Source organism: Pseudoalteromonas sp. S3785 (assembly GCF_005887365.1).
In the GTDB taxonomy this organism is placed as follows: domain Bacteria; phylum Pseudomonadota; class Gammaproteobacteria; order Enterobacterales; family Alteromonadaceae; genus Pseudoalteromonas.
Genome location: NZ_PNCT01000035.1, coordinates 17389 through 39995, shown reverse-complemented (window position 1 = coordinate 39995; position 22607 = coordinate 17389). Strand labels below are relative to the sequence as shown.

14 protein-coding genes are annotated in these 22607 nt (G+C 41.0%); 8 read left to right on the top strand and 6 right to left on the bottom strand.

Annotated elements, in window-relative coordinates; all coding sequences use genetic code 11:
• Positions 1-6: 6 nt before the first annotated feature.
• Complete coding sequence (gene rapA / locus CWC17_RS09995; RefSeq protein ID WP_138612754.1) at positions 7-2901, bottom strand: RNA polymerase-associated protein RapA; 2895 nt, start codon at positions 2899-2901, stop codon at positions 7-9.
• A gap of 306 nt (positions 2902-3207) precedes the next feature.
• Here rapA and CWC17_RS09990 point away from each other — a divergent pair, with 306 nt between their 5' ends.
• The 3 genes from CWC17_RS09990 to CWC17_RS09980 all read left to right on the top strand — a co-directional run bounded on the left by CWC17_RS09990 (position 3208) and on the right by CWC17_RS09980 (position 9352).
• Positions 3208-4605: a PhoH family protein gene (locus CWC17_RS09990; protein ID WP_138612753.1), complete on the top strand. Its 1398-nt coding sequence runs from the start codon at positions 3208-3210 to the stop codon at positions 4603-4605.
• Between the two features lie 66 nt (positions 4606-4671).
• On the top strand, positions 4672-8463 hold the full coding sequence (locus tag CWC17_RS09985; RefSeq protein ID WP_138612752.1) for a PAS domain-containing hybrid sensor histidine kinase/response regulator: 3792 nt from the start codon (positions 4672-4674) through the stop codon (positions 8461-8463).
• Positions 8447-9352 carry a diguanylate cyclase gene (locus CWC17_RS09980; RefSeq protein WP_138612751.1) on the top strand — a complete coding sequence of 302 codons (906 nt, stop codon included), beginning with the start codon at positions 8447-8449 and terminating at the stop codon, positions 9350-9352. The genes CWC17_RS09985 and CWC17_RS09980 overlap by 17 nt, the downstream gene beginning before the upstream one ends.
• A gap of 90 nt (positions 9353-9442) precedes the next feature.
• Here the strand turns inward: CWC17_RS09980 and CWC17_RS09975 are convergent, their stop codons facing one another.
• Positions 9443-9823, bottom strand: coding sequence for a DUF3192 domain-containing protein (locus CWC17_RS09975; protein WP_055016418.1), 381 nt, complete (start codon positions 9821-9823; stop codon positions 9443-9445).
• Positions 9824-10038: 215 nt separating this feature from the next.
• Positions 10039-10983 (bottom strand): D-2-hydroxyacid dehydrogenase, encoded by a 945-nt coding sequence (locus CWC17_RS09970; RefSeq protein WP_055016419.1) that lies wholly within the window; start codon positions 10981-10983, stop codon positions 10039-10041.
• Between the two features lie 429 nt (positions 10984-11412).
• Between CWC17_RS09970 and CWC17_RS09965 the strand changes: the two genes are divergently transcribed.
• A complete protein-coding gene (locus tag CWC17_RS09965; protein WP_138612750.1) occupies positions 11413-12552 on the top strand; it encodes a 1-acyl-sn-glycerol-3-phosphate acyltransferase in 1140 nt (379 codons plus the stop codon).
• A gap of 102 nt (positions 12553-12654) precedes the next feature.
• Complete coding sequence (locus CWC17_RS09960; protein ID WP_055016420.1) at positions 12655-12900, top strand: DUF1289 domain-containing protein; 246 nt, start codon at positions 12655-12657, stop codon at positions 12898-12900.
• Between the two features lie 15 nt (positions 12901-12915).
• Here CWC17_RS09960 and CWC17_RS09955 read toward each other — a convergent pair whose 3' ends face one another.
• Positions 12916-13614, bottom strand: coding sequence for a substrate-binding periplasmic protein (locus CWC17_RS09955; protein ID WP_138612749.1), 699 nt, complete (start codon positions 13612-13614; stop codon positions 12916-12918).
• Positions 13615-13771: 157 nt separating this feature from the next.
• On the opposite strand from CWC17_RS09955, the gene CWC17_RS09950 reads away from it, so the two are divergent.
• Genes CWC17_RS09950 through CWC17_RS09940 form a run of 3 tightly spaced genes read left to right on the top strand, consistent with a single transcriptional unit; the run spans position 13772 to position 18901 of the window.
• Positions 13772-13975: a DUF3283 family protein gene (locus tag CWC17_RS09950; protein WP_055016422.1), complete on the top strand. Its 204-nt coding sequence runs from the start codon at positions 13772-13774 to the stop codon at positions 13973-13975.
• Position 13976: 1 nt separating this feature from the next.
• Positions 13977-14378: a GNAT family N-acetyltransferase gene (locus CWC17_RS09945; RefSeq protein WP_138542125.1), complete on the top strand. Its 402-nt coding sequence runs from the start codon at positions 13977-13979 to the stop codon at positions 14376-14378.
• A 20-nt stretch (positions 14379-14398) separates the two neighbouring features.
• A complete protein-coding gene (locus CWC17_RS09940; protein WP_138612748.1) occupies positions 14399-18901 on the top strand; it encodes an EAL domain-containing protein in 4503 nt (1500 codons plus the stop codon).
• Between the two features lie 11 nt (positions 18902-18912).
• Here the strand turns inward: CWC17_RS09940 and CWC17_RS09935 are convergent, their stop codons facing one another.
• Both CWC17_RS09935 and CWC17_RS09930 read right to left on the bottom strand, forming a co-directional pair.
• Entirely contained in the window at positions 18913-19860 is a 948-nt protein-coding gene (locus CWC17_RS09935) for an ion transporter (protein ID WP_138612747.1), read from the bottom strand.
• The gene (locus tag CWC17_RS09930) at positions 19857-22529 is read right to left on the bottom strand and encodes a bifunctional acetate--CoA ligase family protein/GNAT family N-acetyltransferase (protein WP_138612746.1); all 2673 of its coding nucleotides are present in this window, start codon (positions 22527-22529) and stop codon (positions 19857-19859) included. Before CWC17_RS09930 ends, CWC17_RS09935 begins: the two co-directional genes overlap by 4 nt.
• Positions 22530-22607 lie beyond the last annotated feature (78 nt).

Sequence of the window (22607 nt, the reverse complement as noted above, 5' to 3'; positions counted from 1 at the left end):
AAACCCTTAGTGCGAAACTACAATTAAGCGTATCGCATCAAGTTTTAATTGGGCTTTTTCGATATGCGTTGTCAGTTCGCTGCGCTGCTTATCGAAGAAGGTAATTTCTTCTTGACGAATATTAGGGTTAATTTGTTTAAGCGCTTCAAGGCGAGCTTGCTCTTCACCTAAGGTGCTTTGCATTTTTTCAAGTGATGCACTGCGTATAACTTCTAGCTGTTGTTGAGCCATGTCTTTTGCGGTGTTGATCATTGGGTGAACGGCACCTTGTAAAGCACCCGCTAATTTACTGGCCGTTTGGCGCCCTACGGCTGAAAGCTGTTGGTTAAAGCTATCAAATGCCACATTTTCGCCAAGGTTATTACTGGCTTTATCAAGCAATATGCGAATAGGCGTTGGCGGTAAAAAGCGACCTACTTGCAGGGCTTTTGGTGCCATTGCTTCGGCTACAAATATTAGCTCAACAAAAAAGGTACCTGGTGGTAATTTTTTATTTTTAAGCAGTGCAACCGATGCGCTACCAAAGTCATCATCACAAATCATATCCATGGTGCCCTGCACCATAGGGTGATCCCAGCTAATAAAGTGCACATCTTCTTGCGAAAGGGCGGTGTCGCGGTCAAATGTCACCGTCATGCCATCATCTTTTAAGCTTGGGAACGATGCACTTAGCATATGCTCTGTTGGCTTTAAAATAATGGTGTTTTCGCCTTTGTCTTCTTGGCTTACGCCAAATGTGTCGAATACGTTGATCATGTAACTTGGTAACTCAAATTGGTTATCAAGTGCTTCAATTTCTTCTACCAATGAATCAGCAGCACCTTGACCAGATGAATGTAGCTCTAATAGGCGGTCACGGCCACTTTCCATTTGCTTGCGCAACACGGCATTTTGCTTGGCTACTTGCTCAAGTAGTGGGTCGAGCTCTTCTTCATCACAATTATGTGCAGCAATGTACTCAAGTAAGTCTTCGCTAAATTCTTTATACAATAACTGGCCAGTGGTTGATGTGCTTTCAAATGCATCAAGGCCTTCGTTGTACCAACGCAGTAATACTTCTTGCGCTGTATTTTCAAAATACGGCACATGAATATTAACATCCTTTGTTTGCCCAATACGGTCTAATCGACCGATACGTTGTTCAAGTAAGTCAGGGTTAAGTGGTAAATCAAATAACACTAAATGATGCGAAAACTGAAAGTTACGACCTTCTGAACCAATCTCTGAACACAGCAGTATTTGTGCGTTGTCGTATTCATCAGCAAAAAAGGCTGCCGCGCGGTCGCGCTCTATAATCGACATACCCTCATGGAACACAGATGCTTTTATTGCTTCACGCTCACGCAAAATTTGCTCAAGGCTGATAGCGGTTTCGGCTTTGGCACAAATAAGCAGTACTTTTTCGTGCTTTAGAGTCTTAAGTGTGTCGATTAACCAATCTACACGTGGATCAAATGCACCCCAGCTTGCACTTTCACCTTCAAACTCTTGAAAGATTTTTTCAGGGAATAAAGCACGCTGTGCACTTAGCTCTGCACTTTGTATACCGCTCATGCTGCCAAGAACCGACATAGCTGTTCTGTACTGCTTTGGCAGTGCCATAGGGTAAGCATGTAATTTACGGCTAGGGTAGCCATCAATTCCGCTGCGGCTGTTTCTAAATAAAATACGACCTGTGCCGTGACGGTCAAGCAGCATGTTAAGTATTTCTTTACGCGCCGGTAAATCACCTTGCTGCGCTTTTTCAAGCACATCGGTAATATCGGTTTCTTTTAATAGCTCAATGAGTGTGGCTTTGGCTGCATCATTAAGGGCCTGCGCTTGCAGTAGCTGATTAGCCGCTTCGGCAACGTCTTTATAGTTTGCTTCTTCTTCTTTGAATACGTCGTAGTCGTAAAATCTATCTGGGTCGAGCAATTGTAAGCGGGCAAAGTGGCTACGGTGGCCAAGTTGGTCAGGCGTTGCTGTTAATAAAATAAGCCCCGGAATATCTTGGCTAAGTTCAGCCATGCGTTGATATTCAGTACTTGGTTTTCCGTTATTAATGCTTAAGTGGTGCGCTTCATCAACAACGAGTAAATCCCAATCAGCCAATGTGGCTTGTTCAAACCAGCGTTTTTTCTTGGTTAAAAACTCAAGGCTGGTAAGCACTAGCTGCTCGGTATCAAATACGTTTGGCGAGTCTGCAAAGGCTTCATCGCAACGCTCTTCGTCAAAAATAGAAAAACGTAAATTAAAGCGGCGTAGCATTTCTACTAACCATTGGTGTTGCAGGTTTTCTGGCACCACAATAAGTACACGGCTTGCTCTGCCGCTAATGATTTGTTGGTGTAGTATCATGCCCGCTTCAATGGTTTTACCAAGACCTACTTCATCTGAAAGTAGTACACGTGGGGCAAAACGTTTACCTACTTCTTGTGCAATATAAAGCTGATGCGGAATAAGGTTAGCACGCTGGCCAATTAAGCCCTTTATAGGCGATTGCTGGCGTTCAAATTGGTGTTGCCAAGTTTGGTAACGTAAGGTGTAGCGATCAAAACGATCTACTTGGCCTGCAAATAAACGATCTTGTGGCTTATTAAACTTAATAAAATGATCTAAAAAGGTCTCTTTTAGCTTTGCTTCTTCGCCGGTATCAACGCGCGTACCCACGTAACAAAGTAGTTCACCTTGCACTTCAATAGACTCTACTTCTAATTCCCATTCTTCAACGCTTTTGATCACATCACCAGGATTAAATGCTACACGGGTAACCGGTGCTTCTGCTGTAGAATAAACACGGTTTTCACCACTGGCAGGAAATAAAATGCTGACCTGGCGGCCTTCAATGGCAACTACGGTGCCTAATCCTAAATCTGACTCTGTATCACTGATCCAACGCTGACCTAAGGAAAAATTCATGTATGTCTCGTCTATGAAGAAAAAGGCGGCTATGTTACCTGTTACATAACACCACTGCAAGGCGCTATTTGGCTCACTTTTAATTAATTTTATAAGTGCGAATTAATCCCATTAACAGTGCTAACAAATGGCTCTTTTTTAGGTAAATGAAAACTATATTGTGTTTGTAATAAAACGGACTTTTATGACAAATAGACTAAACTTAGATTATGCCTTAGCAATTAAGTATTGCAGGTTTGAATTAAGGCCCGTTTTACTTAGTTATTTTGGTATAGCATAAAAATCTTAAAACGTAAGGAAAGTGCTATGGAAAAAGCTTCGAACCTTGAAAGTAAAATGTATGTGCTAGACACCAATGTATTACTCCACGAACCCCTCGCTTATTTGTCTTTCCAAGAACATAACGTTGTTATTCCCATGACTGTCTTAGAAGAGCTTGACCACATTAAAGATAGAAAACACGACGTAAGCCGCGATGCACGAGTGGCTATTCGCGGTTTAGATGAGGTATTAAAAAATGCCACACCAGAGCAAATGTTGCAGGGTGTTGCGTTGCCTAGTAATAAAAAGGCCAAGGCTGATTCAACCGGCACGCTCATTATTGTAAATGACCACCTTTTTGCAGATTCTATTTCTGGTTTACCGGGGGATGAAAACGACCACCGCATTATTAACTGTGCCGTGTATTTACAAAAGCAGCACAGCGATTCAAAAATTGTATTGGTGACAAAAGATATAAACATGCGCCTTAAAGCCAAGGGGGCAGGCCTTAAATATGTTGAAGATTACCGTACCGACCAGCTCATTGATGATATTGCTTTATTAACCAGTGGCTATAAAAAAATAGAAGGAGACTTTTGGCAGCATGTAGGGCAATGCGAAACTCAGCAGCATGGCCGAGATACCTTTCATTATGTGGCTAAAAACTTAATCCCAGATGTGTTTTGCAATGAGTATATACTTGATGGCAGTGAGCACTTTGCTGCGCGGGTCAAATCGTACGATAACGAACGTATTAAATTAAAAGATATTAGTGTTGAGCGTCTAATGCACCAGCAAGCGTGGGGGGTTAAACCTAAAAATATTTACCAAGGTATGGCACTCGACGCCTTATTAGACCCCAGCATTGAGCTGGTTATTTTAACCGGCCCAGCAGGGTGCGGTAAAACATTACTGGCACTGGCCAGTGCGCTTGAAATGGTGATTGAACGTGGGATTTATGACAAGGTTATCGTTACGCGAAATACCCCAGAAATAGCGGAGTCTATCGGTTTTTTACCAGGAACCGAAGAAGAGAAAATGGCGCCATGGTTAGCGGCAATTACCGATACGCTTGAGGTGTTACACAAAGGCGATGAAAACCCAATTTCTAGCCGTAACTACATAATGGAAAAAGCTAATGTGCAGTTTAAGTCGGTTAACTTTATGCGTGGCCGTAGTATTCAAAATGCAGTGGTGATTTTGGATGAAAGCCAAAATTTAACAGCATCTCAGCTTAAAACCATTATTACCCGTTGTGGTGAAGGAACTAAACTAATCTGTAGCGGTAATTTAGCACAAATAGACAGCAATTATTTAACCCCTGTGACCTCCGGTCTTACTTATATTGTGGAACGCTTTAAAGACTTTGAAGGCAGTGCAACGGTGAATTTAAATGGCGTAGTGCGCAGCCGTTTGGCCTCCTTTGCAGAAGAAAATTTATAACTTGCGCAGAACAATTTGGCTCGATAGTCTAGTGGCTGACTATCGGGCCAAAACTTAGGCAAAACGTTGAAATTTTTACCTCTAAAAGACTATTACCGCTCTTTATCTGTAGCGTTGTTTGTTCCCTTATTTGTGGCATTTTTATTGTGCTTGCATTTGTATAATATAAAAGTTGATCGCGCCATAGAAAAACGCCAAGCCGACTTTGAGCAAGTGTCAGCTCAAGTTAGTCATATCATGAGCTCGGTAAATGACTTTTTCGACAATGCCTTTATATCGTATCAACAACCGGGTGTTGAGCAATTTAATCGAAACTTACTTGAAGGTATAAATCAATACGACAATTACTACTACCGCCATTTTAGCGAACGCCGAGGAGAAATAGTGGGTAAAGGGCAGTTTGCTTTTTCTAACCGTGCGTTGATTCAGTGGCAGCAAGCTACAACCCTAAGCCCGACTTTTAATACTGCCTTATCACTTATGCAATCCTTATCAGCCGTTGCCTATGTTGATGAAGCGGGGTTTGCGTATGTTGTGAGACGTAATAAAAGCCAAAGCACCATGCTTAATAAAATTTTAAATGGTAGTTTTAAGCCCGCATTTTCACCTGATCAGCTTGCCTCCAGCCCCATAGTAAAAATACGCGATAGCGCCTACTTTGCTATTGGCCGCAAAAAGCAGCCTAACTCGTCCAGCTACATCATTTTAATTTATGATTTAGAAGCCATGTCTGACTGGCTTAAAAAAGTAGCACCAAGCGAAGGCGAATATGTATTTATGAACCAGTCGCATCAAGTTATAGCCAGCTCCGTAAAGCAATTAAACGAAGCCACAGCATTAAAAGACTACTGGCCTGAACTTGCTCATGATAATGAAAAAATACACTTAGCCAATAACACACGCGCACAGTTTTTTATGCAAGCAATGGGGAATTTGCCCATTCATGCCGCCTTTTATGAGCCGCAAATAAACGTCATCACCCCAATTAGGTATGAGGTACTTTTGGAGTTTGTATTTTTAACGTTATTTTTAAGCTTAATGTTTGCTGTGTTTTTTTGGCTAAGCCAGCGTATTTTTGTAAGGCCAATGACGCATTTAATGCAATATTTTGAGCAAAATGATGCCCCTAAAGCTGCCCTTTCTAATTATCCCATTCCTTTAAATTGGCAGCCTTGGTTTTCACGGGTTAAATATGTATTTGATAAAAATGCACAGTTAGTCGAGTCGTTACAAGAGGCTAATAAAGAGCTCGATGAGCAATTACAGCTGCAATCACAAAAGTTAAAACGCAGTTATGAAGCAAAAGAGCGGCATTTGGCATTATTAAATACCATGCTAAATAGTGTGCCTGATCTGATTTATTTTAAAAATATTGATGGATCTTTTTTAGGCTGTAATAAAGCTTTTGAAGCCTATGTAGGAAAAGAGCAAGCAATTTTAGTCGGTAAACGTATTGAAGATTTAGAGAGTGACGATTTACAGTTAAGCCTACTTGAAAAGCAAGTTTTGCAAACAAAAAGTAGCATTGAACAACGCATAGATAGCACCGACAAATCTTATCAATTAACGATTGCGCCATTTTATAACGAGCACCAACATTTATTGGGCACTATGGGGATTGGGCGAGACATTACTGAACAGCAACAAACTTTGTCGGCTTTAAAAGCATCAGAATCTAAGTTTAGAAGCGCGATAGAATTTGCAGCAAACAGCGTGGTGCTACTCTCGCTTGAACACACCATATTGCAGGTTAATAAAGCGGCTCGTAAGTTGTTTTCACAGCAAGATATTTTAACTGGTGAGCCACTAAAAATGTTGTTCGATGAAGCGCAGTGGCAAGAAATAAAAAATGCGCTTTGCCATTTATTAGATGATAAAAAGCGGGTCTACCATTTAACGCTCTCGCAAGGAAAGCTAACAAATTGGCTGCAGCTAAGTGTGTCGTTGGTGTGGGATGAAAATCGGGACCCTTCTTATTACGTTATTCATATTCAAGATGTCAGTGCGCTGACTAAAGCAAAGCATGATGCAGAGCGTGCAACAATAGCCAAAAGCCGCTTTATCGCTAACTTAAGCCATGAGATACGCACGCCTCTAAACGCTGTGTTAGGGCTATTAGATATGATAGTGGAACAGGGATTAACAAATAAGCAATTGCAACAAACTAAGCAAGCTAAAAACGCGGCGCAAAGCTTATTGTTAATGCTAAACCGGATGCTTGATTTTGCCCGTGTTGAGAGTTCGCAAGCACAAATTAAACCGGTGCCTTTTTGTTTAGTTGAACTGATTGATATTTGTGAGAGCTTAACAGCGCCACTGTGTGAAAATAAAGGGTTAAGCTTTAATATTGAAGTAGACCCGCTCATAACTCCCGCGCTCGTTGGTGACTCGATCCGTTTACAGCAAATATTAGGTAACTTACTCACTAATGCCGTTAAGTTTACTAATAAAGGCAGTATTACCTTAAAATTGGTGCTTGAAGAAAATGATGCTTTAGATAGGCAGCGTATATCTTTTCATGTCATAGACAGTGGGGTGGGGATTGCCAAAGCAGACCAACTGCGACTGTTTGATGCGTTTACTCAAGGGGATGAATCATCTACACGCATCCACCAAGGAGTAGGACTTGGTTTGGCTATAGTAAAGCATGGCGTTGCATTGATGGGCGGTGAAATTGCTATTAATAGTGATAAAGGCCATGGCTGTGAGTTTTACTTTACTTTATCGCTTGCAGTAGATACGGCTAAAAATAGTGTATTTATGCCTGATACATTAGCTGTTGTGGGCGATGAGACAGCACAACTAAACGAGGTTGTTAATGCTTACTCACAAGTAGCTGCTATTCACTTAGAAGAGGCAATACGCTACCCAATAAAGCTTGCTGATGCCCAGCAACTGATTATTGATGAAAGTACGTTGAACGATTTATTAAATGTTGAATCTATAAACGAAACGCTCAGCGCCAACGCATACCCTGTCGTTGTCGTTAATCATGAGCACACATTAGCATTGCCTTGTACTACCCAAATCAACGCACAGCATGTTAAAGCCTCAGCGTTAGCACAACGATTAATGAGCTTAAACGCGAAAGCGGGGGATGAACACGTTGCATCAGCCAGTAATCATGAAGCGGTAAAAAAAGATATATCGGGTTTACTTATCATGGCGGTTGATGATAACCCACTTAACTTAGACATTATTAGCAGTGTATTAAAGCAAGCCCAAGTTAATGTAGTTACAGTCACCAATGCCCCCGAGGCAATAGAGCTGCTACAAATATTAAAGCCGGATTTAATTTTGATGGATGTGCAAATGCCGCATATTGACGGTTGCCAAGCAACACAATTAATTCGCCAACAGTTTGACGCACGCCAACTGCCTATTTTTGCTTTAACAGCACATTGTGAGCCTGCAGATGTTGAGCGCTCTCTTAATAGTGGAATGAATAAGCATTTAACAAAACCTGTGGTAGCCAAGGTTTTGATAGATGCAATTAGAGACGTAGACTTTACAAAACCTAAGTTTTACGACCAAAACTTTGCGCTTACCCAGTTTAATTTTGATGAAAATTTATTGGCAACTATGGTCGGGAAGTTTGCAAAGTTATGTGACACCCAATTACAGCAAATTGAGGAAAATACCCAGCGGGATGAAGTGGTACGCTTAGTGCATAGCATAAAAGGGGTTGCGGGTAACTTAGGGTTTATTAGGCTTTCACTGTGTGCAAAACAATGTGAAACGCACCTAAAAACAACTAACGAGCCTGTTCAGCAAAGTTTAAAAGAGCTGATCACACAGCTAAAACAAGTGATTATATTTATTGAAACCTTAGGGGGACGGGATGCCGAAAAAAGCTAAAATACTGATTGTGGATGATGATCCTCTTAATCGGCTTGTGCTTGAAAAAACACTGGGCACGGAGCATGACGTATTTTTAGTCGAAAGCGGCGAAAAAGCGCTCACCTTTATTAAATTAAATCAGGTCGATTTAATTATTTTAGATGTGGTAATGCCAGGCATTGATGGTTACGAAGTGCTTGTGCAGCTTAAAGAAAACCCTATTACGCAATCTATCCCTATCGTGTTTATATCGGCTAATAATAGCCACACCGATGAAGCCAAAGGCCTTGAGTTAGGTGCAATGGATTACATCACTAAGCCCTTTAATGCATCTATAGTAAAAGTGAGAGTACGTAATCAATTACTTATTAAGCAAAAAAATGATTTGCTTGAGATGCTTGCCTCCATTGATGGCTTAACAGAAATACCTAACAGGCGTTATTTAGACGAAAACCTCTCTCGTGAATGGCGCAGAAGCAAACGTAATGGCTCATGCTTATCTGTTTTATTAATGGATATCGATCACTTTAAGCGCTATAACGACTGCTATGGACATCGTGCTGGTGATGAGTGTTTAAAGCAGGTTGCGCAAGCCTTAGCGGCGCAATGTGAGCGTAGTACTGACTTTATAGCGCGTTACGGGGGGGAAGAGTTTGCAGCGGTCTTACCCGATGTTAATAAACAACAAGCATTAGCCTTTGCACAAAAGCTAAGAAAAGCGGTAAACAGTTTAAATATAGAGCACAAAGCATCTTTAAATGCAGATCATATTACAATCAGTATAGGTATTGCGAGTATGGAAAACGGCAACGCCAGTGCCGAGCAGGCTTTACTTGAACAAGCTGACCTAGGGCTATATGCCGCAAAAGATGCAGGTCGTGATCAGGTGGTTGCGCTTAACTTGTAATATGGCTGTGTTTTCACAAAGCCTTGTTTAAATCGGCCCCACACATTATGTTATTACCGAGCGGGGCAACTATATTTTACTAGCACGTTGTTATTTGGTGATCATACCCAGCGCGCTTTCACCAATACCCACCAATTTATCATTTTTAAACACCAACGGTGTGCACTCATCTTTTGTTGTTTTTCCATCAGAGTGAATACTATGCGTCATGTAATAAAGTACCTGATACACATCACCGTCTTTTTTTAACAGCTCGGTGAAGCTTGGCGTTTTTAATTGCGCTAAAACAGATTGGTAGCTGCTATCCATTTTTAGATCGGCAATTGCTTCGCGGTTTTTTTTATGATGCTGTTGCCAACTTGATGAGTCATTCCCTGCCCAGTGCGTTTCTGCTTCGCCATCTGATACGGCAATAACACAACCGGTTAGAAACGGGGCAATAAGTGCTGCAGCTAAAAGTGATTTTTTCATTGTTATAGTCCTTGATGAATTTTAATTTAATTATTTACTCTTCATGGAGCAAGTAATGGGCCAATATAACAAAGATTTAAAATTCAATAGCTTATGATTTTGTGACTATTTTTAAATGATGAATTATAAAAATCATTAGTAAAAACAGCCACTTTTTAGTTTTTTTAACGATTAGGCTAATTTAGGTCAATTAAATATAGTATAGCCAAAATACGTTACACTAAACGATTACGAGATTCACCGTTAGTAAAGGCTGCTATGTTTAAGCTCACCTCATTAATTAAGCGTACGATTGACTCTGTGCTTGCCCAGGCTATGTGAGGGGTAAGCAGCAAGTTTTCGCCTGTGTAATTTGCTAGTGGGTTGGTGAGCTCTGCCGGCTCTTTTGTTAGTACATCAACGCCTGCTCCAGCAATTAAATTTTGCTCAAGCGCTGTTACTAGGTCGGCTTCGTTTATAATGCCTCCGCGGGCGGTATTAATAATAATACTGCTAGGTTTCATCATTTTTAGCTCATCTAACGAAATTAAATCGCGTGTCTCATCAGTCAGCGGGCAGTGCACGCTAATTATATCAGCGGTTTTTAATACTTCTTCGAAAGGTGTGCGGTCTTTCCTACAAGGCGCACCTTTACGCTCTGCCACCACTACATTTGCGCCAAATGCTTGTGCTACTGTGGCTACCCCTTTACCCAGCGTGCCGCCACCTATAATGGCAAATGTTTTACCTTGTAAATCATTAAAGCTGTAGTCTAATCTGCAAAACATCTCGCTTTTTTGCCATGCACCTTGCTGACAATCGCGTTGATAGCGATGTGTATTACCTAATAAATTAGTTACCAACGAAAACGTGTGCTGTACAACCGAAGGGGTCGAGTAGCCTGCTACATTGGTAACGGCAATACCAAATTCTTCAGCGGCGTTTAAATCAACATTATTAGTGCCTGTTGCACTTACGCATATAAGCTTAAGTGTTTTAAGTTGGCTTATCGTATCGCGATTTAGCACAACCTTGTTGGTAATAAGGACGTCCGCGCCTTGGCTGTGAGCAACAACTTGCTCAGGTGAGGTAAGTTCGTAAGTCGTTAGCTCACCTAGTTCTTCAATGCAAGTTAACGAGGTTTTAGCTAAAGTAGCGTTATCGAGAATGGTGATTTTCATTGTGTGTCCTATCTAAATGCGTACCGTAAAATGGCAAGAGTGTTTAAGGTACTACGAATACACACTTATGTTAATGCTATTACTACCAAATGCTTAGTACAAAAAGTCAGGCTATTGATAAAAGTCTAAATTGGCTGGTCTGCCCACTCAAATATAAATAACATGATATTTTAGCGGGCTATATCGCTGGGGCCTGTTTTTCTTTTGAGGTTGAACTTACTTACCCATGAAAGGTCAGCAAGCCTTATTAAAGTTGATAAGATTAAAAAACAATGCACCAACCTCTTTTTGCGTGGTCATAAACTGAAATGGCTCGCAAATAAGCATAACTAATTGGCTATTTCTTATTTAAGAGTGGCTGAGTTATAATCAAAATTATATATAAACGGTACGTTTTGCGTGCCGTTTTTTAACATTGTAGATGCAGTAATGAGTGAATTAGAAGATAAGTACGCAGACATAAGACCTTACAACGACGACGAAGTTGCGGCCTCGCTAGCGCGTTTAATTAACGATAATGCGTTTATTGATGTAATAGCAAAGTACAACTTGCCGCGCTTTATATCGGCTATACCTTTTATTGCTCGCGCACTGGTGAGAAGCCAGTTACGAAAAAAATGGGGTAAATTTACGAGCGTTGAAGATGTGCAAAACGAAGTTGCAGAGTATTTAGATAAACTTATAAAACGCACTACCTCAAAAGTCACCTTTTCGGGTTTAGATAAATTAGACCCACAGCAGGCGTATTTATTTATATCAAACCATCGCGACATAGTGCTGGACCCTGCACTAGTGAACTGGGGGTTGTATCAGCACAATATGAAGACGGTGCGCATAGCAATTGGCGATAATTTATTGCAAATACCCTATATCACCGAGCTGATGCGTTTAAATAAAAGCTTTATCGTTAAGCGCTCAGCCAAAGCACCTAAAGAGATGCTTAAGGCGCTTACGCAGTTATCATCATATATTTATGACTCGTTAACGGCAGGAAACTCTATTTGGATTGCCCAAAAAGAAGGCCGTGCAAAAGATGGATTTGATCAAACAGATCCTGCGCTTTTAAAAATGCTGCAACTTAATGGCCGTAAACAAAAGAAAGAGTTTGGCGAGTACATTAAAGAGTTAAAAATTGTTCCGGTGTCTATTTCTTACCAGTATGAGCCTTGTGCAATTTCTAAAGCAAAAGAGCTTTACCATAAACAGCAACATGGTGAATACGTAAAATCAGCTGGCGAAGACATTGCAAGTATTGTTGAAGGGTTTAGCTCTGCCAAAGGGCATGTACACTTAGCTTTTGGAGAGCCCGTGCAAAGCGGCTGCGATGATGCAGATGAGCTAGCGCAAACAATTGATAAGCACATTGTTGAGTCTTTTTACTTACACCCAGGCAATTACATTGCCGGCGGTTGCAAGCAAGCAGTAATTAATGAGCCGGATACCGCTACCTTTGAGCAGCGTTTAGCCTTGGTGCCAGAAGAGCTAAAGCCACTTGTTTTAGCCATGTATGCAAAGCCATTTCAACGTAAAGCTGAAATCACAAACAAAGCATGTGAGGAAAGCCATTAGGCAGCTTCGTTGGCGTAAAAAAAGCAGCGTAAACGCTGCTTTTTTTTTGTACATAAATAACGCTATACTCGTACAAAGTAATTAATCTACTTAGGGGGCACAATGCAACAAATTGAAATATTTGATATTCCAAGCCCCTGTAAAAGTATTTGCCAAGTAAATAACCGAGGCTATTGTAAAGGTTGCTACCGAAGCCGGGATGAGCGCTTTAATTGGAACACATTAACCAACGCGCAAAAAAAGAAAGTACTTAGCTTATGCCAGCAGCGCTACAAACGGTATTTGCAAAAGCGCCAAGCAGCCCAATCTCAAACTACTTTGGACAAACAACAAGGCTTTGAATTTTAAACCTAGTGTGACTTATTAATATTTTAAATTATACTTTGCACGCAACGCGCGAGTAGTCCCGTTATTGTGCAATTTATATAAAGTATTCAATAATTTACTTACCAAAGCCGTGTGCTTTTTATGTACATAATGATAGAGCGAAAACGTACTTAGCAGCTGGGTTTGCATGCACGTCTCAGGCAGGGCAAAGTTATCGGCTTTAAGTACAAAATCGAGCATAATTACCCCCTCAACTTTATGTTGGGCTAGTAGGTTAAGTTGGGTTGTAATATTTTTTACTTCAATAATATTGCCGTTAAATTTTTGCTCTTTCAAATAATGGTGTTGAACCGGATAACCCGACAAAACCGCAATACTATTGAGTTTATCGAGAGTATTGGGTTGGCAGTTTTTAAATAGCAAAAGCTTATAGTCAAACAGCGGGTAGTTAATTCTAATTAGGTTCTGATTATCTGCTTCTATGCTTATGTCACGCCCAAGTTGGCCGTCTAACACCCCATTATTGGCTGCTAATAATGCATTTTGGCGATTAAAATCAATTATGTGTACTTCGTAGTTAAGTTCTTTATAGGCTAATGTGAGTAAAGCGAGCGCATAGCTTGCTTGAGCTGAGTCGGCGGGGCGGTTAAATATAACGCTATTGTGATTGGCGAGTGTGATTTTACTAAAAAATAAAACGACTAATAAAAACAAAGTATTGGGTTGTATCTGCAAGATTACTTCCGTTTAAAATGGGGATAGGGACAAATGATCGCCGCAAATAATAACAAAATAGTCTGCTTTTTGCCCATGTTTGTTGCTTTTTAAACAGTAAATAGTATCAAATATACGTATAATAAATGCGGATAATTAACCGTACTTAGGAGTGGTTGTGAGTTTTAATTTATGTGCTTTACCTCGAGAGCAAAAATACCAGATTCAATTAGATTACGAGGCATCATTTTGGGCTTATCAAATTAAACGTAATAAAAAAACACGTGAACAAGTTTACAACACCATTCATAGCCGCCCGGTGGCTGAGCAAGCATTTTTAAAGCAACAGTTTGAGCAGTATTTGGCGTTAATGCTAAGCTAGTATGTACACAGTACAAATATTAGACGCACTTAAAACTCCATTAGTTAATAAGTTTTATGCACAGTATAGCGTAAGAGGGCGTGCCAATAAGCAAGATCAGGTTTGGGTTGTTTACAAAGGAATGTACATAGTTGCGGCGTGTCGGATTCAAAATAAACACGACTTCTTATTTTTATCGACCGTATTTGTTGCCCCTCAGCATCGTAGTAAAGGGCTGGCGACACGACTTTTAAGTGCTGCAGTAAAACACCAGCCCCTACCACTTTACACCTTTGCTTATAAAAGTATTACAGCTTTATATATGGGCCTTGGTTTTAACCAGGTATTAACATATACTCCTGGTTTAAAAGCACTTTTTGATATTTATGCTCATCGAAATATAGTTGCTCTCGAATACCTATAACAAAAACAACGGACCAAGCCATGAGTAAAGGCGTTAACGGGATCATTAGTTGCTTCATAGCTTTAATTGCTATATTTAGTTGCCAAGTGGGCGCACAAGTAAAGCGTTTATCTCCCAGCGAGGGCCTTTCGCAAAGCTATGTGAATACTATGCTGCTTGATAATAACGGTTATTTATGGCTCTCTACGGAAGGGGGGTTAAATCGTTACGATGGCTACCAAGTTGTTTCAATTAACGGCCCTAATGGCGAACTTGAAGAAGCTATTATTGATTGTGTTTATCAAGACCCCGCGGGCAATATTTGGATAGCTTCTTTACTCGCTGGTTTATTCAAATATGACCCCACTACTGATACCTACCAGCAGTTTATTTCCCAGCCTACCAGCGAAAAACAAATTTTAAGCCAATCGGTATTTAGTATGGTCGCTGTTGATGACAAGACTTTGTGGATTGGGCGTGGTCGCGATTTTGCTAAATTAGACATCGAAACAGGTAAAATAACGAGCTTATTTGAGTTGCCTAAAGAATACGAAAACACCTTAGTAAGAGAGCTTTTTCATCATAATGGGTATATTTTTATAGGTACTAGCCATGGTGCGTTTGTATTTGATATTGCTTCTGAGCAAATTAGAGCGTTGCAGCATTTAAAGAGCAAGGCTGAACATATTTACCAAAACAACGTAAAGTCGTTCTCTGTAATAGAAAACAACCAGTTGCTAGTAGGTACCGTCAAGGGGTTATATCAAGTTGATATTAGCGATTTGCCGGGCATGTTTGAACGCCCCGACTTAGCATTTAAAAACAAAGCCATTATTGCCGATTTAAATGTATGGCGCATTATTAACGAAGGTGAAGAGCTAGATCTGGCGACCAATAAAGGGCTCTTTAGATTTAATTTAAATACGAAAGAGTTAGTAAAAAACACCCGTATAACGCAAAGTAAATACAGCCTATCTGATACCAGTATGATAGACATGGTTAAAGATAAATCGGGTGGCTATTGGCTAGCTACAAAAACCGATGGTGCATTTTATCTGTCTAATAATACCTACCACTTTAGCAATATAGATGGTAGCCAACTGGGGGGGGATGGCCTTTCTCATCCTTCGGTTTGGGGCATTACGGAGTACGATAATAGCCTGTGGCTTGCAACACACAATGGCTTAACTGAAATTGACTTAAGTACTAACACCAGCAAGGTTTACTTAAAAGACTTTAAAGTCGACTTATTGACTACTGAATTTAGCATTTATGAAGCTATTCCCTACAAAGATAAGTTATGGTTACATACAAACAGAGGGTTATTTGAGTTTGACCCTGTAACCCATCAAATTAACGAGCCAACCTTAAGTAACCCTAGCAATAGAGATTTTATACAGGGTTGGGTGCATGGTGTCACTTTAATGCCAAACGGTGATTTATACTATGTGCACTCAGATCATGGCATGTTTAGATACAATATCGACACCCAGAAAGTCACCCGATTAGAAGGGGCTTTTAGCAAAATAGAACCGTTTTTGGCGCATGGTTTTTCGCCAGCGCTGGCAACCAAGCCCGATATGCCACTGTTTTTTAATGCGGGTATTTTATACCAAGTAAATCCAACTACATTAACGTTAAACACCATTTATAAAGTGCCAAAACAACACGACAATGTGGCTATTAATGTGCTTTCTTACGTGGTAGATAACAATGGTATTTTATGGATTTCGCTTTCTAACTTTGGCTTGATAGGACTTGATGCTAAAAGCTATGAGTTAGTGCACACCGTTGATTTAGAAAAAAACAAGCTAGGTACCTTACTTTACGACATGGTGCTGGATGATGATGGTATGATTTGGATGAGTAGTCATAAAGGTATATGGCGACTAAACCCAGAAACACTTCATTTTCAGCAGTTTTCTACATCAGAAGGACTGCTTTCAGCTGAGTTTAACAGCAGTGCTATGGCGCACTTAAAAGATGGCCGAATTGCCTATGGTAGCTTAAAGGGCATTACTTATTTTCATCCAATGGAAAATCAAAATTACCATTCATTAATTGACCACGTAAATATCACTCGGGTTGATTTAATGTCGCGTGATTTATCTATCGATTTAAAACAGCCACTCAATGAAATAGTACTCAATCATGATGATATCGGTTTAGAAGTGGCGTTTTCAGCAATGGCGTTTAGCTATCAAGAGCGCATAATTTATGAGTATCAGCTTGATGATGGGCAAAAAACGTACACGCGGAATAATAATCGGGTGTTATTTCCAAAATTAAACCCAGGTAATTACCAACTAAAGGTATGGGCTAAAGACCCGCTTACAGGCGAGTATACTCCGCCTGCAGTATTAAAAATTCGTGTTAAGTATCCACTGTGGCGAGCACCGTATTTTATAGTGCTTTATGCTATTTGGTTTATAGCATTTATTGCTTTTTGGGTAATGCGCCGCAACAAAATTCAGCGCATATTACTGGCCGCTAATAAAGAAAGTAAAGAAAGTGAAGCGCGATTAAAACTAGCCTTAGAGGGCAGTGAGTCGGGCATGTGGGATTGGCAGTCAACATCCAGTAGTATTTACCAGCCGCGCTTATGTAATGAACTGGGATATGATCAAGAAAGCGTGAGCCTAGATGATTACCTAGCTAAAATTCACCCGCAAGATAAAGCGCTTTTCAGATTAGAATGGTTAGAGTTTCTATCAACCGATAAAGGCTACTTTAATTGCACTTATCGTTTACGCCACGCTAAAGGCTATTGGCGTTGGTATAAAGACTTTGGCAAAGTGGTGGAATGGAGCGGTCAGACTCCTAAAAAAGTAGCGGGTACTTACACCAATATGACCCGCGAAATGGTGTTTGAAGAGCATGCCCGCTTATTTACCGCTGCGTTTGAGCAAACCCGTGATTGGGTGTTTATTCTTGATAAAAACTTTACGGTTCGCGCCTCTAACAAATCGTTGCAAACGGCCTTTAACTTTCCGAGTGAGCCACGCTCTAGCCGCGCCTTAAATTTAGGTATTTCACGTAGTAGTCAGTTTGATTATTTACGTATTATGCAAAAGCTCAGCGTTGGCGAGCATTTCTCGTGTGAAGATTTAGTTACACTTGCCGATGGCGAGCAGCGCCACGTATTGGTTAAAATTAGCGCGGTTGCCGACACAGAGCAGCGCTTAAGCAGTTACGTTATTATTTTAACCGATATTCATGCACAAAAATTAGCCGAAAATGAGCTACATATTTTAGCTAATTACGATTCCTTAACCGGTTTACCTAATCGCATGCTGTTTAACGACAGGGTTGAGCATGCTATTGAGCAAGCACAAAATCATCAATGCAAAGTCGCTATGCTGCATGTAAATATTAAGCGGTTTAAATACTTTAATGATTCATTTGGACGTGAAGCGGCGGATGAGCTAATAAAGCAAGTGGCTAAGCGCATTAAACGCGCATTACGCCCATCAGCCAGTGTGGCCCGCTTTGGCGGCGATGAATTTGTTGTTCTGGTGGAAGATGTGCAACAAATTGAAGAAGTGCTACTTATTTGCTCTAAATTGATAGACTCTGTCAGCCAAAATATGGAATTTAATGGCCAGGTGGTAAACGTTAATTTAAGCATAGGTGTTGCAATAGCACCTGATGACGCTCTCGATCACGCTGCGCTTTTAAAAGCTGCGAGTATCGCGCTGTATCATGCAAAAGAGTCCCTTGAAAGCAGTTATAAGTTTTACAAGCAGGAGATGAACCAGCATGTACAAAAAGCGCTGCATTTAGAGTCGTTGCTCACTAAAGCATACCAAGAAGAACAGTTTTGTAATTATTATCAGCCCATAGTGAATGCGCGCACTCAGCAAACCGAAGGCTTTGAAGTGTTATTACGCTGGCCTGAAAACACGTTAGTGCCAACGCAAGAATTTTCTTTAGCGGCTGAGAGCATTGGCTTAATAACAAAAATAATGCTGCAGACCTTTACCCGTGCGTTACAAGCGCTTAAACAATGGCGAGAAATATCGCCACAATTGTACTTGTCGATTAACCTCTCTGCGCTTGATTTTGAATACGAAGAGCTGGTAACTGAAATCCATAAGGCACTTACAAAGGCTGATGTACCTTCAGACGCGATAGTGTTTGAAATCACTGAGTCTATTTTAATGCGCGACTCAAAACGAGCACTACATAGTATGGAAATGCTGAAAAAACTTGGCTGTAAACTCTACATGGATGACTTTGGTACAGGCTATGCCTCACTCACGTATTTAAAACGTTTTCCTATTGATGTATTGAAAATAGATAGAAGCTTTGTGCAAGATATTGGTGTGGACTCTGATGATGAAGCGATTATTCAATCAACGCTCACCTTAGCGCATAGCCTAGGTAAAGAGTGTGTGGCTGAAGGCATTGAAAATACACAACAGCTACAGTTTTTAAATCAGTTAGGCTGTAGGCATTTTCAGGGCTATTTATTTAGTAAGCCAGTACCTAAAGAAGCTGTTCCCGCACTGATAAAACAAGATTGGAGTAACATATTTAATTAGTAAAAATAAGCTTATTGGCGTTTACCACAGTGACGGCAAAATAAATGGCTGTTACGCTGATTAAGCTGAGTTTTAATTGCTTTATTGGCCTCAAGTTTACTCAAACCCAGTTTATAGCGAAGTTCTTCTAAGTGCATGCGCTGTGAGTCATCTAGGCTGCCGTCATGGATTTGTTCATGTACGGCGTCTTCAAAAAACTGACGACGTTTACGTATTTGCTCTGAAAAACTTGAAGCAAGCAAACCTGTAGGGATTGCCACCATTCCCATGCTCACTAAGGTGATCACCCCACCAAATAGCTTACCTACAGGAGTAATGGGCACAACATCACCGTAACCTACCGTGGTAAGCGTGGCCATAGCCCACCACATAGCCGCAGGGATAGAGCCAAATTTATCGGGTTGTATATCGTGCTCTAATAAATAAATGCCACACGAGGCGAGTATAAGCACCACCGACATTATAAAAAATGCGGCCAGTAATGAGCTGCCTTCATCTTTAAATGCTTGTAATAGCAACTGCATTGCACGAGAGTAGCGAGTAAGTTTAAATACTCTTAGCAGCCTTAATACCCGTAAAAAACGTAAATCGAGAGGAAACATGAACATTAATAGACTCGGTAAAATGGCTATTAAATCAATAAGAGCTAAGGGTGATAAAAAATAATGCAGCCGACGTTTTACGTTTGAACCTTTTATAGCTGCGTATTTGCTTTTATCGACACAGGCCCAAAGTCTTGCGAGGTATTCAAGGCTAAAAATAGCCACTGAAATTACTTCTAATAGTAAAAATTGCGGGTAATAAAGCTTATTTATACTTGGTACTGATTCCAGCACTATGGCAACAACGTTAAGCATAATTAAAGCAATTAGCGCAGTATCGAGTATATGCCCTGCTGTTCGGTAATCACCGGTTCCTTCAAATACCTGCGCTAAAGTTTTCCGTGCTGTGTTTTTCATTTTTTTAGCTTTAACAGCATATTAATACTGCCTTCTTCAAAATCACGACTGATAGTAAAGCCTAACTTACGGGCTAGTTCTATCATGCCGGTGTTCTCTGGTAGTGTTATGCCTTCAATGACTTCTACGCCTTGGCGCTTACAGTGATTTATTGCAGCACTCATCAGTAACCTGCCAAGACCTAAACCTTGGTAGTCAGAGCGAACCACTGTGGCAAACTCCGCATGTAAATTATCAGGGTCCATAATAACCCGCGCTACACCGAGTGTGCGGCTTTTACCTTCAAAGCGTTGACAAACAATAAAGGCCATTTCTCGGTCGTAATCTATTTGTGTCATTTTTGCGAGTTGATCGTGATTAAACTGGGGGAGTTCGCCAAAAAAGCGTTTGTAGCGATCTTCTTTATTAAGGGATTGATCAAACTCTTGGTGGGCTTTTTCATCTTCTGGACGAATAGGCCTTAATGTAGCACGTGTATTATTTTTAAGGGTTACTTCTTCTACAAGGTCAATAGGGTAAGGGCGTATACATAAACGTTTACGATCGCCACGTGTCTGATAACGGTTAACAGTAATGGTGGCATCAAGCACTAAAAATTGGCCGTTACTGGCTAAAATAGGATTTAGCTCCATGGCACTTATGTCAGGTTGATCGACAACAAGTTGAGATATACGTGTGAGCAGGGCGCACAGGCGGTATTTATCGACTTTTTCTGGCAGGATACGATCTTTTAATACGCCTTTATCGTTTGCTGCTGCAATGAGGTATTTAGCTAAGTTCATATTAAGCGGCGGCAAAGCAACGGCTGCTTGGGCATACTCTAACCCATTACCTGCTTCGCCAAGTAGTATAACGGGGCCAAAATTAGGCTCGGTTTTAATGGCGATTCGCAGCTCATTAGCACCAGCACGGGGCGCCATTTTTTGTAGTGAAAACCCTTCAATAACCGCATCTGGGTAGGTATTTTTAATGCGTATCAGCATGGCAAAGGCAGTTTGTTCAACTTCGTTTGCATCGTTGAGATTGAGTACCACACCACCGACTTCTGATTTAGAGGCAATACTTGGGCTAATCAACTTTAATGCTACGGGAAAGCCTAATTCAATTGCTTGCTCACGCGCTTCTGTGGGCGTGTAGGCCACTTCTGTTTTAATACACTCAACACCATAATGACTAAGGATTTGGCTTGCTTGATGCGTGGGCAAGTAGCTTTGATCTTCTTCTAAAAATTCATTAATGAGTGAAGTGGCCGCAGTTTTATTTATTTTGGCATCGTCAGTGTTTGATTCCGGAGTTTGTGTTAAATGCTTTTGGTTACGACGATAGCTGACCAAATGCATAAATGCGCCAACGGCACCCTCAGGCGTGCGATAGGTTGGAATAGTATGGTTAGAGCAAACACGCCTAGCGGCATAAGCTGCATCTTCCCCCATAAAGTTGGTCATGACATAAGGGCGCGCCATCTTTGGTATTTTTTGTAAGGTTTGCACTATCATATCGGCGTAGTCTTCACTCGGTGCAAGAGCTGAGGGAGTATGAATAATAAGTAAGTTTTTAACTTCTTCGGCGCGTAGTAAAATCTCCAATGCTTGCCTGTAACGGGCTGGTGCAGAGTCGCCAAAAATATCAACAGGGTTAGATGTAGTATCCGACTGGGGGATCACTTTATTTAGTGCCGCTCGGGTTTGCTCGCTTAGCTGGGCAAGCTTACCGGAATTTAAAATCAGCTCATCAACCGCCATGACACCCGGTCCGCCGCCGTTAGTTAAAATGGTTAACTGCTCAACTTTTAACAGTTTTGGGTGAATGGCGAGTGTTTGAGTGGCTGCAAAAAGTTCGCGCAAATCACTCACCCGAAGCATACCAGCACGTTGAAAAAGCGCATCGTACACTGCATCTGAACTTTGTTTGCCACCGGTATGGATTTCGGCGGCCAGTGCGCCTGCGCCAGTTTTACCCGTTTTAATGGCTATGACGGGTTTGCTAAATGCAGCCGCGCGTGCTGCTGAGATAAACCCGCGGATATCCTCTATATTATCTATGTAGAGCAGAATCGCTTTGGTTTTTGCATCACGGCCTAAAAAGTCGAGTAGCTCGTCAAAATCAATATCTAGGCAATCACCCACAGATACAAAATACGAAAAGCCAATTTCTTTATTTTTAGCCCAATCTAAAATAGTGGAGCACACCGCTGCAGATTGCGATATAAATGCCAGTTTTCCCGGTGCTGCTACGGTGTGTGAAAAGCTGGCATTGAGACCAATATGCGGGATAAGTAGCCCTAAACAGTTAGGTCCAAGCAAGGTAACGTTATGGTGATTAGCTGCATGTTTCAAGGCCGTTTTTTGGCTCAATGAAAGTCCATCGGCAATCACAATCGCACTTTTACAGCCTAGCTGACCTAACTGCTCAATAATGCTTAGTAAGGTATTTTTATTAGTACAAATAACGGCTAAGTCGGGCACCTTAGGCAGCGCTGCAATATCAGGATAAGCAAGCACTCCGTGTACCGCACTATGGGTTGGGGTGACGGGCATAATTGGCCCTTTAAATCCGCCTTGTAATAAATTGCGCATAACCACAAACCCCGCGCGAGTAGAGGTATTCGAGGCGCCAATAACAGCTACCGAGGCCGGATTAAAAAATTGGCTAATACGCTTTAGGCTCATGCTATATCCTTGGCTGATAATGTTTTGCGTTATTTATACTCACAATGTACCCTGTTTGCTGTGTTATTTCGAGCGCGT